Raw genomic sequence first — 15,764 nt, forward strand, 5'->3', positions numbered from 1 at the left:
CCTTACTATATCGGGGGGCACTATACTTAATTCTAACAACGAACATGCTACGGACAAGCCGCAGATGTTCAAAGTTATGAATCACAGACCGTTCCACAATTGATAGGCTATCGATATGCATTTATTATATTGCGATGAAACAAATTTAGAGCCAAAAGATAATTTCTTTTTTGTGTACGGTGGGGTTATCATACCTGGTGAAAAAGCCAAATGCCTTCATGATGCTATTGAAACAATTCGAGAAGATCATTCGATTCCACCAGATTTTTCATTAAAATTTAATCCGAAACCAGAGCGACTCACGCATCAAGATTTCATTCAAGTAAAACAATCCATTATTGAAGCCGCCATTGAAAACAGTTGCATTTTTTTAACCTCGGTAATTTTACATAAAATAGCAACAAACCCTGACGAAGCAAGAAGGAAAGAAATTAACAGAATACTTTACCATTTTGATTGTTTTCTAAATCGTTCTTCTCAATACGGGTTATGTCTCATAGATCGATTTAGCGACAAACAAATTGACTCCCATCTTCGTAAAAAGTTCTCAACCGGTTTGACTGGACTTCCCTATTCCAAAGAAATGCGGCTCAAAAATATTGTTGGATTTCACTATTCTGCCATAGGTCAATCACATTTTAGTTCGGTAATTGATATCGTATTAGGCTCATTCAGATACGCCATAAATGCACATTGTGATTCCAAAAAAGACGATCAAAAAATGAAAGCAGCAAAAATATTGCTAAAGCTAATCGAACCTTTATTCTACCGATATGCTTCTGAAAAAAACATCTCAGAACTTAGCTTAAATTTCAGTCCCAAAATCATAAAAACCGCAACCTATAGGTCGCACTACCAAGACCTAAAAAATTTCTTAGATGAGTGTGGCCTCAAACCGTCTCAGGAGATCACAGAAACCCGAATGTATTAAAAAAAAGATCCATAACTGTTAAACAGCGTGCAATAATGACCCCTTTTAAAGAAAAACAGCGTCGAATATTAACCTTCTCTGATAAAAAATAATTTCTCTAAAAGCCACATCAGTCAACTATCTCAAGGGGAAGCAACTCTTATCGTTAAATTTGTAAATGGGGTCAATATCAAGCTGAAAGGGGTCAAAGTTCGACGCTGTTTGACACTATTGGACATTAAGCATAAATCAACACGCCAAATTTGGATTCTATTTGCCCAAAAATATTATTCAAAGTTGGAAAGAACAAAATTTTAGTCGGCGCACTGCTATCAATATAAAACAAGAAATGTTTTCTAAGGTAATCGTTTTCATTAAAAATCAAAATGTTCCTTTTCGGATTTTGAAAATTGATAAAGAGTGGCTTGATCAAATTGAGGAATGAAATTGTATAAAACCGCATTAAAGGAATAAATAATGGTAGGTAATATAACAAAGATTGATACGATAAAAGATATGGCGGTCTTTAAGAATTTTCAATGGGCCACCTCCGTCAGAGATGATGGCAACAATATAGCTGAGTTTAAAAAGATAAATATCCTTTACGGGCGGAACTATTCTGGAAAAACAACTCTCTCTAGGATTCTTAGAGCAATGGAGACAGGGGCTATCTCGGATAAGTATTCTTTTCCTAAATTTCAGTTGAGCCTTGATGAAAGCGCAAATGTTACCCAAGATTTACTAACGAATCATGGACAGGTTATTCGAGTTTTCAACGAGGATTTTGTGAAAGAAAATTTGCGTTTTATTGTCGATGATGAACAGACTATCAATTCTTTTGCAATTCTTGGAGAAGATAATGCTAAGCTTGAAGAAGAGATAAAAACCCTCGAAGCCGAACTTGGTACTGATGAAGATAAGTCAGGTTTAATTGGTAAGATGATTCAAGCTGTTGGTAATTTTCAGTTGACCAAAAGGCAATATGAGACCAATTCATCCAGTCTCGAAAACAAACTTCGGGATAAAGCCAATAAAGCCGGAACTGGAATTAAGCACAATAAAATTTTTGGTGTAGTAACCTACAATTCACCAAAAATTAAAGCTGACATAAAGACTGTTTGTGCGGAATCATATACTCAAATAACTTCAAAACAACTTGATCAATACCATGACCTACTTAAGGAAGAGCCGAAGAAAGAAATCCAGGAATCTACTGATTTTAATCTGAAATACTCAACTTTAGTCTCCAAGGCAAAAGAGTTAATTGAAAAGAAAATTCAAGCATCTGATCCCATTCAAGAATTATTGAATGATGCTATTTTGGAAACATGGGTTCGGGACGGTAGAGAACACCATAAAGAAAAAAGAAGTCGCTGTGCTTTTTGTGGTAATGATTTACCTTCAGACCTTTGGGGAAAGTTAGACAAGCATTTCAACAAAGAATCGGAGGCGTTGCGAACTGCTATTAATAGCTTGATTTCATCTATTGAAACAGAGAAAAAGCGAAGCCCCAAACTGATTAAGATTAAAACCTCAGATTTTTATTCGAGTTTCAGTTCAGATTTGGAAATTTTAGAAAGTGAATTTGTCGCCCAATCAACAGCATATTGTGAAGCACTTGAATCAATAAAAACCCAACTCTCAGAACGTATAAATGATATATTCAAATCTTGTACATTTATCGAACCGACTTCAACAGTGCAGAGTTTGGATGCTATTCGTAATTCTTATGAAGAGTTACGGATTAATTCCAATGAATTTACAGCGTCCTTAAGTGCTCAGCAATCAAAAGCACGAACTATACTACGCCTTCATGAGGTTTCTACATTTATCACTGACATAAAATACAGCGATGAATGCACAATTATAGAAACACTAAAAGACACAATGGATAATGCGAAACTGGCCAAAATCGATGCTCAGACAAAAGTTGCAGAAAAAAAAGTCGGAATTAGTGAGTTAAAAGCCCAGTTAAAAGATGAGAGTAAGGGCGCTGATAAGGTTAATGATTATTTAAATAATTTTTTTGGTCATCAGTCTCTCTCTCTCAAAGCAATAGAAAATACTTCCGAGGAAGGCCCTGCTGGATATCGGTTCGAAGTTACCCGGAATGATCAGAAAGCTTTTCACCTTAGTGAAGGTGAGTGTAGCTTGATAGCTTTCTGTTATTTCATGGCCAAGCTGGAAGATGTCGAAACAAAAGGCAATCAGCCAATTGTATGGATTGATGATCCAATTTCCAGCCTGGATGCAAACCATATTTTTTTCGTTTACAGTTTAATTAATGCCAAAATTGTTACTCCAGAAAAATATGAAGAGAATGGAAAGACAAAAGAGCGAGAACGATTTAAACAGCTATTTATATCCACTCACAGTTTGGATTTTCTTAAATACTTAAAAAGATTGCCTGGGGCATTAAATAAAAAGGAATCTCAATATTTTATCATTAACCGCTCTGACCAAATAAGCCATATCTTTTTAATGCCAAGATATCTAAAAGACTACGTGACAGAATTCAATTATCTATTCAATCAAATACATGAATGCGCATTAATTGAAGTGGTTGATGATAAAAATTATACAACCTTCTATAATTTTGGGAATAATACCAGAAAATTTTTTGAAATATATTTGTACTATAAATATCCAAATCAAGGAATGAATAAAGAAACGCTTAGCTGTTTTTTTGGAAATGACCAAATCCCCGCTATTTTAACCGATAGAATTAACAACGAATATTCACATTTGGCAGGTATTTTTGAAAGAGGCTCGACACCTACCGAAGTGCCAGAAATGAAGACGGCAGCAAATTTTATTCTTCAGAAAATTAGAGAGACTGACCCTGAGCAATATTCAGCTTTACTTCAGAGCATCGGTTTTGAGAGCACTTAACTGTGAACGTGGGATCAAGTTTTGAAATAAGTCCTAACAACGGAAATGCTGACGGATAAACCGCAGATTTCCAAAGTTCAACGCGCCTGCGGCGCTTTGAATGCCGAGTTGTTAAGTGTGACGAACCGCAGGCGAATTGAACAACGAGTTAGACCAGTCAGACTTATCAGTCGCTGTTCAACTCGGCATTAAAAAAATATGAATAATTTTTTAAAAGAAACTATCAGAAAAGTTAATTTTTTCCGCTATTTCCTGCGGGCTGCTGCCCCTGTTGATATCGACTTCGCCATTGCTCAAGTAATAGAGGGAGCAAAGCTCGGCCATTACGACAAAAGTATCCTCAAACCTTCTATTCAAAGAAATTACCGCACAATGTTTCACGAGGTGCAAAATGGTCTCGGCATTACCATGCCAGGCTCTAAAGGTCTAGAAAGAAAAAGCGGGAAACTATGGCTATACGGTGGCAAGAAAAAAAATAGAAATGTCGGTTTTCTCTTCGTTACTGAAAAAAATCAAGGAAGCGGCGAGAAAGATATCGAAATCTTAATGGCTGGTATATGCACAAAATTCCGAAACAGAGGTAACGGGACAAACATGATCAAAAAGTTTTTACTTTATTGTCCCAAAGGAACTAAGCTGTATGCTCGCTGTTATGCTCCTTCAGAGGGAATGTATAAAATTCTAACTGAAGCAGGTTTTTCAACTATAAATATCAAGCCAAGCGGCACGCGTGAGCTTGAAAAAAGAACATAACAAACTAATCAACACGGGCTTGCTAAGCTCATCGGTTAACCTATACGTTAAGTGCGAAGGATTAAAGAATGCATTGGATTACTATAATCGGAATTCTCCTGACAATGGGAGGCACAATACTTACATATTACGGAACTACTATCTCAAATAATGAAACAAATCAAAATTTGACATCGGAGATACGAAAAAAAGATGGGAAAATAGATGAATTAATTGAAGGTAAAAATGACCTGCTTGCAGCAAATACTAAATTAGATAATAGCATACAAAATTATCAAAAAGATTTAAAAATTAAACAAAAGAAGATTCAAGAACTTGAACATGAGATAGATGAACTACATGATTTTGAGTTAACAGAAAAGGAATTGGAAGAATTAGGTAATATTTTGTCTGAAACAATAAAACATATGGATAGTTCATTTCTCTCAAAAATATATTCCGTAAAATTTCCTGGACAATCTCAAGATGGAGCACGCTTAGTAGATCAAATAGAGAATCTATTAGCCAGACACAATTATCCAAAATTAGAATCTCCCACCAATTTAGCTATAAAATCAACTAAAGATGATGGGAAAGAATGGAATGGGATAATTATTCAAATTTCAAATGAAAATAATCCTCATCCAATTGCGCAGGCTTTATTGAATTTCTGCATAAAAAATCATATTAGGGTATGGACTATAGTTGGACAATACGATCCTAAAGACTCCAACTCAATGGCTTTCTACGCACATAAACCTGATCGCATATGATATTATGCATCAACAACTCGAAAGTGATCCTCCCCCAAGAAACTATAATCTGAGTTAAACCAATTTTGAAATATAATCAACAATGCTCTTACACACAGATGGAAACTTCGCTACCGCTTCGTTCCCACTGGTGAAGAGCAGCGTTACATCAGGTTTACTTTTTTTGGAAATATCTTAACTCAAGAAACACACAAATATAGTTCTGTCTATTTTTTTGCATAGTTCAAGAGATGCTGGACTTTTTTGTGCCAAATCATGGGAAGCTTTGGAAGAGTCTTATGCAGGGGCACTTTGGGGATTTATAAAGTAATGAAAGCGAGGTATAAGGAATGCACGTGATTGGGCGTAATAGTACTGGACAAATTTTATTATGATTTTTGATGTAGAGCCATCCCAAATTGAGTCATTGGACGGCAAAAAGCTTGTCGAGCTTATGAGAAAATTGCTCCATGCTGAGGCCCAGTTAGCGGGGATATGTCTCCGTGGTATTTCTGTTCCACTGCAAATTAATGTGCCTGATGGCGGAGAAGACGCAAGAGCTTCATGGAAAGGTGGTCTTAAGGAAACAGATTACTTCCCTGCAAGGTTCAATATTTTTCAAGCTAAGGCTGGCAAACTTGACCCTGCTGATTGGAAGAAAGAGGTTTGGACGAAAGGTAGTCAAAAAAAAGATGCTAAGAGAATATTAAATGCAGCTGCTAAGACGGCTCTTGATATGCGTGGATCGTATGTTGGTTTCACAAGTGCTGTTTTGGTCGGGAAAAAATATGACAATCGGATAAAGGGTATAAAAGATGGTATTAGCGAAGCTGGAGGTGATCCCAGTAAATTAAAAGCTATCGATATATACGATGCCAACAAGATTGCAGCGTGGGTGTCACAGCACCCGGCTGTTTCTGTCTGGCTTAATGAGCGCCAATCAGGGCTTGGTTTTGCTGGTTTTCAAACTATAGAAAAATGGGGGCACAAGGCGGAGATCTCGTCAATAGCTCGTGTCGATGATGTCACAGGTCGTTTCGCGGTCATTTCAAAAAACAGCTCTGGGCATTTAGAAGATGACCCAAGCGGTCAAAATAAATTGCACTTTAACAAGTGCAAAGAGCGAATTGTTGATCACTTAGCCGGCTTTAAAAATTTTGTAAGGCTCTTGGGAGCTTCAGGAGTTGGAAAAACGCGGTTGGTTTACGAAATATTCAAAGAAGAAGATTCTTTAGCTAAAATTTCGTTATCAACCTCAACAATTTATTGTGACTACAGAGATGTTGGCCGTCAGATATTTCAAATATCCCAAAATATTTCAGACTCAGGAAAATCTTCACTTATTATTGTTGACGAGTGCCCACGCGAAGTTGCAGACAAACTTGGTGATATCATAACAGCTGAGGGCAGTAAACTAAGAGTGCTTACGGTTGGGAATGATAATCGACCTATCATAAAAAGCCAGGATGCTGGCTTAAACATTTCAGTCCTACCTGCTGATGAATCACTTATTAATGGCATCATTCTGCAACGCTTTCCTAAGGCAAAGGAATCGGATGTCTCCTTTATCCAAAAACTAAGCGGGGGGTATCCTCGAATTGCAGTATTAGCGACGGATAATTATTCAAAAAATGCGCATATACTAAAATCCATTGAAGACGTTGTTGAAAGAATTTTTATGGGTTTTTGTATAACATCGCCGGATCATATAAGAGCAATTGAATGTCTCTCGTTGTTTAATCGTTTGGGAGCAGATGAAGAAGTTAGCGGCCAAATTGATTTTGTCGCTGAGGAATTGGCTCGTCAAACGGGCGATGAAATGTATGAGTATCTGGCAGGGGCATCACAAGCTTCACAATATCAAATAGTAAATCGACGGGGTCGTTTTTTTTCCGCACAACCATTGCCAATTGCCATATTTCTGGGATTAAGAAGACTTGATTTGCTTCGTGTAAAAAGTGTTTTGCGTTTTATTGAAACCGCACCGCAGGAACTAGTGAAAGATTTTCTGAGGCAATGGCGTCATTTCGACACATCTGAAACGGTTGTTAACGTCTCAAAAAATTTACTTGCATTTGATGGTAGGCTTGGCACCCTCGAAGCATTAAATAATGATTTTAATTCTGAGTGTATAGATGCCTTAGTTCACGTTAATCCGGACGGTGTCGCTGAAACTATCAATAGAGTTTTTGGGGTGCTATCTCTGGAGGAGTTGGTCGGGATAGAAAATTGTCGCCGCAATTTAGTGTGGGCTTTAGAAAAACTTGTCTTTCGGAGTGAGACTTTTGTTATAGCGGCTCGGCTACTATTAAAGTTGGCTGCTGCTGAAACAGAAAGTTGGAGTAGTAACGCGACAGGAGTCTTCAAGCAACTTTTTCATTTGCGTTTGAGTGGAACAGAAGCAGGGCCTAATGATAGATTTGCAGTGCTTGATGAAGGCATTAATTATAGAGATGAGAGGATTATTGCAATATGCGTTGAAGCATTAGAGAATACTCTTGAGAGAGGACATTTTTCTCGGTCTGGAGGTTCTGAAGAGATCGGTAGTCTACCACCCTTGAAAGATTGGCAAGCGAAGAAATGGAATGAAGTTTTTGATTTTCACCGGAGTGGCCTTGAGCGTTTAGTCAAAATTCGTTCAGAATTTCCAAAATTCTCTAAACGATGTGAAGATATTATTTCTTCCGCAATTCGTTCATTTATATGTGAAAATTTGCTTGATGATATTAAGAAAGTCGTTGAACTGATTGCTAAAGAAAAAGGAATTTGGTTGGAAGCAATTAAAGGTGTTAGTTCCTGGCTTTACTATGATCGAAAGGGTGCGCAGGAAGAATTTTCTGATCAAATTAGAGAATTTTATGACAGTCTGTTGCCGAGCGATCCTGTACAAAAGGCCCTTCTTTATACCAAATTTTGGACGGCAGATATTCACGATCCTGATGTGGATTATAACTCAGGAGATGACTCTACTATGGATTTTGAATACTCATCAAGAATGGCTATAGCAAGTGCCCAAGAAATTGCGGTGGAGAAAGAACTTACAGATCGAGCGATCCTCTCTATGGCGGCAGAAGAGTTAAACGGTGTTTTTCCTTTTGCACACGAGTTAGCACTTAGAGTTGTTGATCCTTTAGGAACCTTTAAGAAAGCTTTACAGGTCATTGAAAGTTATGAGGACGATAAGAATTTTCAGTTTATCCGGGGAATGTTAACAGGTATAGATGAAAGGGATCCCAAAATTGCGAAAAAGTGTATAAAGCTCGCGCTAAAATCAAATGTCCTCCAGGGGCAAATAGTTAACATTTATACCGCCGTCATGATTTCTGTAGAAAGGTTGAAGGAACTTATCCTGAACTTAAAAGAAGGGCAAATTGAAGCAGCAGATTGTGTAGTTTTGTCATACGGGAGGGGGTTGGATCATCTCAATGCTGCTGACATAATCCCTTTTGTTGACGAACTTGCATTGAACCATGAAACAGATGGGTTTTGGGCGGCACTTGAGATTATATTTATGTATCAACATGGTCGATCTGAACTGAATAAACAAGTTGCTGAATGGCTTAAACAACAAATTCTCTCTCCTAAGATACTAGAGAAAGCAGAAAGGAGAAGGGGTACTGGAAGAGGGTATCGTTTTGAACAGATTGTTCGATTGGTCTATCGTCATTACGGCGTAGATGATAAGTTCGCTACTGCCCTAAGCACACAAATTACAAAACTGTGTCAAGTAGACAATTATAGTGTGTTCTCGGCCTTAGATGATTCGGTTCAAAAAATAATCCTGTTTTTGGTCGAAAAGAAACCTGCACCATTATGGGATGTTCTGTCACGATTTTTCGAGATAGCAACACCACGTGAAGTAGATCGACTCAAACGTTTCACAGGGGCGCCTTTACATGGTTCTGGAAGTAATCGTCATAATATCGAAGGAGTATTGTTCGGGATACCTGAAAAGAGGTGTATTGAATGGGCTAAAATTGAACCAGTTGGCCGTGCACCATTTTTATGTCATTTCTACCCACTTTTTACACTAAATGAAAAAGGGAACACTACTTGGCACCCAAGCTTGATAAAACTGACGGATAATTTTGGGTCAGTCGAAAAATTTCGCTATGCTTTGGCTCGTCGCTTTCGTCCAAGCTCATGGTCAGGTTCACTTGTGCCATATCTGAAAGTGTATTTAAAGCCACTGAAAGAATGGTATAAACACCCAAATAATGACATGGCGTTTTGGGCGCGTGAAACTTATCGAGGACTGGAGAAGCAAATAGAAAGAGAGCGTCAAAGTGAAAAGGAAGAGGGACGTATGTAATTGTTTTTTTGCCAGAATTCAGAATTCGCCGAGAATTCGGGAATTCGGGGGAATTCGGGGGAATTCGGGGGGAATTCGGGGGACACCATACTTATTACAACCAAAAAATGCACCGGATGAACCGGTGATTTAATTGTTCAAAGCGCCTGCGGCGCTTTGAATGCCGAGTTGTTAAGTGTGACGAACCGCAGGCGAATTGAACAACGAGTTCGACCAGTCAGACTTATCAGTCGCTGTTCAACTCGGCATTGTACGAATGATGACAAGTAATGATTTTCTTCAAAAAACATACCGATTTATCCTTGCACAACCAGACAGCACTCGATATAAACCCCATAGTAAAAACAGAGGTTTTCGGCCAAGGCCTGCGGCATTGTTCAACAACATTTTATCAATAATCCCGCTTGCCGGATCGACCAGTCCAGAACCAATAACAGTATGTTGGAACCCAACAGTCCAGGCTTCTTTGTGAGCGGGACTATTGATAAAACGCTTTTAGTTAAAAAGGGAACATCTATGAAAATCAGAATCTTTGCAATAGTTATGATGCTGTTTATGACCTCTAACCTACCAGCGGGCGAGTCTGAACAAATTGTAAAGCTTAAAACAAAGACAGGAACAATAGAAGGAACGCTCCTTGCTCAAAAGGGAAAAACAGATATTCCTGTTGCATTGATTATTGCTGGCTCTGGACCAACAGACAGAGATGGTAATAATCCTATGATGAAAAACAATTCGTTGAAAATGCTAGCAACTGAATTACTTAAAAGCGGAATTGCATCACTAAGGTATGATAAAAGAGCGATAGGCAAAAGCAGGAATGCAGGATTAAAAGAAATCGATTTACGTTTTGAAACATATATTGACGATGCTAAAGGATGGATTGATTTTCTAAAAAAAAATAAAAGGTTCACTCAAATCATTGTTATTGGTCATAGTGAGGGCTCTTTAATTGGCATGATTGCATCTCATGAGAAAGGTGTCTATAAATTCATATCAATTGCAGGGATTGGAGAATCTGCAGACAAAATATTAAAAGATCAGTTAAAAGTACAGCCTCCTGAAGTTTTAGATATCGCATTACCAATCATTGATAAACTTGTTAAAGGAGAAATTGTAACCGATGTTAATCCGATGCTGTATTCATTGTTCCGTCCAAGCGTACAACCATATATGATTTCATGGTTTAAATATGACCCATCAAAAGAGATAGCTAAACTGAAGATTCCTGTATTGATTGTCCAAGGTTCAACAGACATTCAAGTGAGTGAAAAAGATGCCAAGATACTTGCTCAAGCAAATCAGAAAGCAGAAAAGAGGATTATAAAAGGCATGAACCACATTTTTAAGGAAGCAGAATTAGACAGGTTGAAAAACATTCAAACTTATAATCAGCCAGAATTACCAATAAAACCAGAATTAATAGAGGCAATTGTTAGTTTTATTAAGAAAAGCAAAATGTAGAATTACAATCGACAGTAGGCCGGAGTCCTTTAATTTATTGCAATTCAAAGGGGTGCGGCTTAATAAAAGCCATATAAACATGTGTCACTTTTGATTAGTGGCGTTGGTCTCTTAGAATTATGAAAAAAGTAACATTAAATACATACAGAAAAGACAAATATTACCCACGCGTTGTTCTTGCTGTTGCAAAAGTACTTTCAAAAACTGATGAGGTTTCTCCAGTTGGAGTATTATTGGAAATGGGAAATTTGAATAAAAAGAAATATAATGCATGGCTTAAAGGTCAGGTCCCTTATCTTGAGCGTATTTTTGAGGGAAGTCTTTCCAAAGCCAACCGGATTTTAAGAATTATGGGTTTCCACTCTTACGATCTGAATATGGTGCCTAAGAATACTGTCTATCACGAACAAGGAAAGGCCAAACATAGTATTTTACGTTTTTCAAAATCCGGAGACCATAAATTAGAAGAAGCATATTCCAGACACTTTATTTGGAATCAATCGCAGGAAAAGAAAAATCAAATAATTGCTAATCTGTAAACAAATCAGGCTGCCCTGTCTCTCTCATTGATTCGACTTAGCTGAAATGATAGATAATTCTGAATCTGCCTGGTAGTGCCATCAAACATTATGGAAACTATAATTTTCATATTTTTAAAGAAAGCGCAAAAAATCAAAATTGTTTTCTAACTTTGCTCTTGCAACGGATCGCAAAAAGCCGCGACCGCTGAAGAGCAAAGAACCCCGCGGTCAGAACAAAAGTTATGCGCAATTGGAAGGTGTCTAAAGTAAAAAGACATGAAGAACTCCGTTCAATAACTGACAGTGGCATAAAATTATTTTTAAGGCAATACAAAAAACTTAAGAAAAAATGCTCATTAGGCGCACTGATCCATGAAAATTGCAATTTTCAAAAAATTAAGTACTATCTGACCTTTATTCTGCCTATGTTCGCAGCTCTTGAAAACTAAAAATAGTACCCCCTTTTTTTATAAGCTCATTCATAAAAATAACGCCGGGTAGTTTTTCCATTGCCAGCTTTACTTTTTGCATGGAAGGATGAATGTAGATTTCTGTACTTCTTGTTGTTGAATGCCCCATCAAGCTTTTAATGACAAGCATATCCACTTCTTTATCATTAAGATGGGAAGCAAAAGAGTGCCGCAGGGTATGGCAAGACACATTGAACCGTGTTTGTAATCCGGATTTCAACACTATTTTTTTGAAGTTGTCTTCCATGGTGCGAATGGCCAGGCGATTTCCTTTCTTTGATATAAACAGAGCGTTTCGATAATCATGTTTATAAAAGAATGTTCGTACAGCAAGATATTCCGAAAGGATCTGGAACAGTTCCTGGCTCAAGTGAAGCGTACGGATTCTTTTGCCTTTTCCAGTCACAGTGATTTCTTTGGTCTTTAAATCGATACCGGTGAGATCCAGACCAAAGACTTCACCGACCCTGAGGCCGCATAAATACATTAAGGCATAGATGGCATAATCTCGGACCCCAAGACATGTGCTACGGTCTATGGTATCTAAAAGCTGTTTGATCTGTTCGGCAGTCAAGGCATCCGGCCGGTTCCGATATCCCTGCCGGACCTTTAAAACATCATGAAATGGTAATTTTTCAGCATCATCTACCTCCTGGAGCCTCAAATAATGGGAGTAACTTCGCAGGGTAAATAATTTTCGATTGAGTGATCCACCGCAATTTTTACGTTGGGTTTTCAGATAATACTGGAAATCCATCACCGCAGGGCCGGTGACGGTTTCATGCTGCTGATCACCCATGAAAGTTTCAAATAGTTTAAGGTCGCTTCGATTGCTTTTGATAGTCTGATCACTGACATCATAAACCATTGATCGATAATTCATAAATGGTTCAATGTGGCTGAAAAAATCTATTGTGCTTACCCCCATGACGGCCTCCCATTAATAACCAGCTGGTTCAATGCTTCCTGTTTGAAGTTGTCATTGACCTTGATGTAAATTGCGGTTTCAGCCGTGTTGGAATGGCCCATCATCGCCTGGATGGCATAAAGCGGCACCCTGGCGTGATACATTTCAGTGGCAAAGGAATGCCTGAGCACATGGGGAGTGATCCTTTCTGTGATACCGGCTTTTTTGCAATACTGGCGCAGCTTTCTTTGAACCCGGTCGGTTGATATGGCTGTTCCACTTTCAACCGGGAACATGGGATCTTTTTTAAACTTCAATGTCTTGGGGTGGGCCAGATACGCCAGGAGATTATCATACAATTTATCCACCACAAACAAAGCCCGCTGTTTTTTATTTTTTCCTTTTACCCGCAAAAGCCCGATTTTTGGACCATACCCAGGTTCAAAAGATCCAATAACAAGCCGGGTAAGTTCACTGACTCTTAATCCAAGCGCCCACAGTAACGATAGAATAAGGTAATTGCGATTCTCCATCCATGTGGACCGATCAACGATGTTTAGTAGTTTAAAAACAATGGCTTTTGACACCGGCATCACTGAACTGGGACCATTTTTTTTCAATTTTGGTAATGCTTGGGCTGGACTTTTTGTCATGATATCCAGTTTAACCAGCATGGCATAAAAGATTTTTAAAGCAGATCGATGGTGCTCCATCCGGCTGTAGCTAAACCCCTTTTGTTTTAAATGGGCTATCCATAGACAAATGTGTGTTCCCTGGACCTGGACTATTGGAATGTCACCCTGCTCCTTTAAATACCGGGCAAACATACCCATACAGGAAGCATAGTTTTCAACCGTCTGATCCACATATCCGTTGACGTCAGACAGCTGTGTTTTGTATTCATCCAGCAGGGCAATCATGGGTTCACCTCCATGTTACGCCCCATATAGGGATGGATTTGCATATAAACCGCAAATTGATCCGGATTGAGGTGGGTATATTTTTTCGTGCTATTGCTTCTCATATGACCCAGAACATGTTTGGTAATTTCAGGATCAGAAACCTTATTGAGATGGGTCGCAGCGGTATGACGAAATAGATGGGCATGAAGGTGTTTATCAATATCAAGCAAACCGGCAGCCTTTTGAAAAACATCCTGTAAAGTCCGTGGAGAAATTCGTTTGTTTGTTTTTGATAAAAATAAAGGACCTTGTTTGTTCTCAAGAAAGTCAAAATATTGGTTCAGGACAAGGCATAAAATATTGGGCATGATCAGTGGGCGTTGCTTTCCCCCTTTTTCGATGATTTGCAATAAACCGGTTTCAATGTCCACATCTTCAACATTAAGGCAAATAACAGAAGACAACCGCAGACCAAGGAGCCCTAGCATCATAATCATGACAAGATTTCGAAAGCCGGAAGCATCTGATGCCCTGCGATAAAAAAAGTTCAAAAGACTGTTATATTCTTCAATGGTTAAAAAATAGGGTATTGTTTTTTCAATCTTAGGATAGGGGAAATCCGAAGCAATATTTGTTTTTATCCATCCGTTCAGTTTTAAGAAATGAAAGAATTGTCTCAAACTCCAGATGCGGGCCTTTTTAACATGGATGGAAGGGGCTCGATACTGGGTAATGAATTCTTTTAAATACCTGTAAGAGATGTCTTGAACCGACTCAACAGGCACTTCGTTAACATACCTGTTGAATTCATTGAGTCTTACCCTTAACGATTGAATAGATCTGGCTGCAAAATTTGATACTTTACAATAATCGAGAAAATGTTCTATCTTGATTTTCAGCATAGAGGATCTCCTTTCTTTTTGGGAGAAAAGTTAAAAATATCTGTTTGGGAGGTTCTCTATGCTTCTACTACAAATTGAACACCTTACAAATCCTTAATTTTTGCTAACCGCGGGGTTTGGGGGTTATGCATAAAAAGTTTATCAAATAGAGGGCATTATCAACATATGGAAGTTTTAGCGGACATTTTGTTATTATTGGGTCTCTTTTTATTTGCAATCGGTTTTCTTATAGCAATAACTTCCCAATTTATTTCAGCCTGCAAAAAAGGAATTCTAGAAATATACAGAGATCAGTTGTCCTGGGAACGGTTTTTCAAAAATAAAATGGAAATAAGAGGTATGGGAATAAGTTTTTTAGGAGTAATATTCATTCTTATTTACGGCGTTATTTCTGAGTATTTTTTAAAATAGCTTAATCAAAATGTTAAAAATTACTCTACTATATGCATAACCAATCACTGGACGGGACCGCGAGCAACACAGCCGCCTTTTTCAGAATCTTTGGCGCGGCCCGTCAGTTCAAACGTTATAATTTAAAATGAACAATATCCCAAATAATGAGTTGTTAGCCATACTTGGTTTTGACGATCCACCACATTCTCTAAAGTGGTATAGAGAGCGCTATCCAGATATCATCGATAGACTTAAAAACTTTATAAAATTATGCTTAGATACTGAAAAATGTTTTCCAAAGGGACTAACCAAAACAGATCCTAAAAGAAAAGGGTTCAACTATCGATATACTATAGAAAAAACATATGGAATTTATATCGTGAAAAGCTATAACACTGATCGAGGAGAAGTTTGGCACTATAAGATATTCTTAAATATTGATAAGGCTATATCTTATTTTATAAAGAATACTTCAACTGCAGCAGGATCTATCAAAGACTACTGGAAAATTAAATTATAACCAATCATTGCAGCGGACCACAAGGGGCGGCTTTTTGAAAATCTGTGGCAACGTTGGAACTGTGTTACTCTTAACAAAATGTAGTGG

General features: G+C 38.0%; 13 protein-coding genes. 10 read left to right on the forward strand and 3 right to left on the reverse strand.

Going from position 1 to position 15,764, the window contains the following annotated elements; all coding sequences use genetic code 11:
- Positions 1-115: 115 nt before the first annotated feature.
- The 8 genes from ACZ45G_RS06570 to ACZ45G_RS06605 all read left to right on the forward strand — a co-directional run bounded on the left by ACZ45G_RS06570 (position 116) and on the right by ACZ45G_RS06605 (position 11,601).
- Positions 116-931 carry a hypothetical protein gene (locus ACZ45G_RS06570; protein ID WP_464176235.1) on the forward strand — a complete coding sequence of 272 codons (816 nt, stop codon included), beginning with the start codon at positions 116-118 and terminating at the stop codon, positions 929-931.
- Between the two features lie 253 nt (positions 932-1,184).
- Entirely contained in the window at positions 1,185-1,355 is a 171-nt protein-coding gene (locus ACZ45G_RS06575) for a hypothetical protein (protein ID WP_464176237.1), read from the forward strand.
- A gap of 32 nt (positions 1,356-1,387) precedes the next feature.
- Positions 1,388-3,802: an AAA family ATPase gene (locus tag ACZ45G_RS06580; protein ID WP_464176239.1), complete on the forward strand. Its 2,415-nt coding sequence runs from the start codon at positions 1,388-1,390 to the stop codon at positions 3,800-3,802.
- A gap of 198 nt (positions 3,803-4,000) precedes the next feature.
- Positions 4,001-4,555 (forward strand): hypothetical protein, encoded by a 555-nt coding sequence (locus tag ACZ45G_RS06585; protein WP_464176241.1) that lies wholly within the window; start codon positions 4,001-4,003, stop codon positions 4,553-4,555.
- 68 nt (positions 4,556-4,623) lie between these two features.
- Positions 4,624-5,307 (forward strand): hypothetical protein, encoded by a 684-nt coding sequence (locus tag ACZ45G_RS06590; RefSeq protein ID WP_464176243.1) that lies wholly within the window; start codon positions 4,624-4,626, stop codon positions 5,305-5,307.
- A 370-nt stretch (positions 5,308-5,677) separates the two neighbouring features.
- Positions 5,678-9,598, forward strand: a complete 3,921-nt coding sequence (locus ACZ45G_RS06595) for a hypothetical protein (protein WP_464176245.1) — start codon at positions 5,678-5,680, stop codon at positions 9,596-9,598.
- A gap of 516 nt (positions 9,599-10,114) precedes the next feature.
- A complete protein-coding gene (locus ACZ45G_RS06600; RefSeq protein WP_464176247.1) occupies positions 10,115-11,062 on the forward strand; it encodes an alpha/beta hydrolase in 948 nt (315 codons plus the stop codon).
- A 119-nt stretch (positions 11,063-11,181) separates the two neighbouring features.
- Complete coding sequence (locus ACZ45G_RS06605; protein ID WP_464176250.1) at positions 11,182-11,601, forward strand: hypothetical protein; 420 nt, start codon at positions 11,182-11,184, stop codon at positions 11,599-11,601.
- A gap of 405 nt (positions 11,602-12,006) precedes the next feature.
- Here ACZ45G_RS06605 and ACZ45G_RS06610 read toward each other — a convergent pair whose 3' ends face one another.
- The 3 genes from ACZ45G_RS06610 to ACZ45G_RS06620 are packed head-to-tail and all read right to left on the reverse strand — an operon-like array spanning position 12,007 to position 14,764.
- On the reverse strand, positions 12,007-12,981 hold the full coding sequence (locus tag ACZ45G_RS06610) for a tyrosine-type recombinase/integrase (protein ID WP_464176252.1): 975 nt from the start codon (positions 12,979-12,981) through the stop codon (positions 12,007-12,009).
- Positions 12,972-13,880 carry a tyrosine-type recombinase/integrase gene (locus ACZ45G_RS06615; protein ID WP_464176254.1) on the reverse strand — a complete coding sequence of 303 codons (909 nt, stop codon included), beginning with the start codon at positions 13,878-13,880 and terminating at the stop codon, positions 12,972-12,974. The genes ACZ45G_RS06610 and ACZ45G_RS06615 overlap by 10 nt, the downstream gene beginning before the upstream one ends.
- The gene (locus ACZ45G_RS06620; protein WP_464176256.1) at positions 13,877-14,764 is read right to left on the reverse strand and encodes a tyrosine-type recombinase/integrase; all 888 of its coding nucleotides are present in this window, start codon (positions 14,762-14,764) and stop codon (positions 13,877-13,879) included. The genes ACZ45G_RS06615 and ACZ45G_RS06620 overlap by 4 nt, the downstream gene beginning before the upstream one ends.
- Before the next feature lie 165 nt (positions 14,765-14,929).
- Here ACZ45G_RS06620 and ACZ45G_RS06625 point away from each other — a divergent pair, with 165 nt between their 5' ends.
- Together ACZ45G_RS06625 and ACZ45G_RS06630 are read left to right on the forward strand one after the other, a co-directional pair.
- The gene (locus ACZ45G_RS06625) at positions 14,930-15,175 is read left to right on the forward strand and encodes a hypothetical protein (protein ID WP_464176258.1); all 246 of its coding nucleotides are present in this window, start codon (positions 14,930-14,932) and stop codon (positions 15,173-15,175) included.
- A 127-nt stretch (positions 15,176-15,302) separates the two neighbouring features.
- Positions 15,303-15,677 carry a hypothetical protein gene (locus ACZ45G_RS06630; protein WP_464176260.1) on the forward strand — a complete coding sequence of 125 codons (375 nt, stop codon included), beginning with the start codon at positions 15,303-15,305 and terminating at the stop codon, positions 15,675-15,677.
- Positions 15,678-15,764: the final 87 nt, after the last annotated feature.

Source organism: Desulfoconvexum algidum (assembly GCF_055382125.1).

Excerpts from the sequence above, each read along its gene's own strand:
- ACZ45G_RS06610 (WP_464176252.1), bottom strand. The coding sequence starts at position 12,981 with ATGGGGGTAAGCACAATAGATTTTTTCAGCCACATTGAACCATTTATG.
- ACZ45G_RS06600 (WP_464176247.1), top strand. The coding sequence starts at position 10,115 with ATGAAAATCAGAATCTTTGCAATAGTTATGATGCTGTTTATGACCTCT.
- ACZ45G_RS06630 (WP_464176260.1), top strand. The coding sequence starts at position 15,303 with ATGAACAATATCCCAAATAATGAGTTGTTAGCCATACTTGGTTTTGAC.
- ACZ45G_RS06615 (WP_464176254.1), bottom strand. The coding sequence starts at position 13,880 with ATGATTGCCCTGCTGGATGAATACAAAACACAGCTGTCTGACGTCAAC.
- ACZ45G_RS06605 (WP_464176250.1), top strand. The coding sequence starts at position 11,182 with ATGAAAAAAGTAACATTAAATACATACAGAAAAGACAAATATTACCCA.
- ACZ45G_RS06595 (WP_464176245.1), top strand. The coding sequence starts at position 5,678 with ATGATTTTTGATGTAGAGCCATCCCAAATTGAGTCATTGGACGGCAAA.
- ACZ45G_RS06580 (WP_464176239.1), top strand. The coding sequence starts at position 1,388 with ATGGTAGGTAATATAACAAAGATTGATACGATAAAAGATATGGCGGTC.
- ACZ45G_RS06570 (WP_464176235.1), top strand. The coding sequence starts at position 116 with ATGCATTTATTATATTGCGATGAAACAAATTTAGAGCCAAAAGATAAT.
- ACZ45G_RS06585 (WP_464176241.1), top strand. The coding sequence starts at position 4,001 with ATGAATAATTTTTTAAAAGAAACTATCAGAAAAGTTAATTTTTTCCGC.
- ACZ45G_RS06620 (WP_464176256.1), bottom strand. The coding sequence starts at position 14,764 with ATGCTGAAAATCAAGATAGAACATTTTCTCGATTATTGTAAAGTATCA.
- ACZ45G_RS06625 (WP_464176258.1), top strand. The coding sequence starts at position 14,930 with ATGGAAGTTTTAGCGGACATTTTGTTATTATTGGGTCTCTTTTTATTT.
- ACZ45G_RS06590 (WP_464176243.1), top strand. The coding sequence starts at position 4,624 with ATGCATTGGATTACTATAATCGGAATTCTCCTGACAATGGGAGGCACA.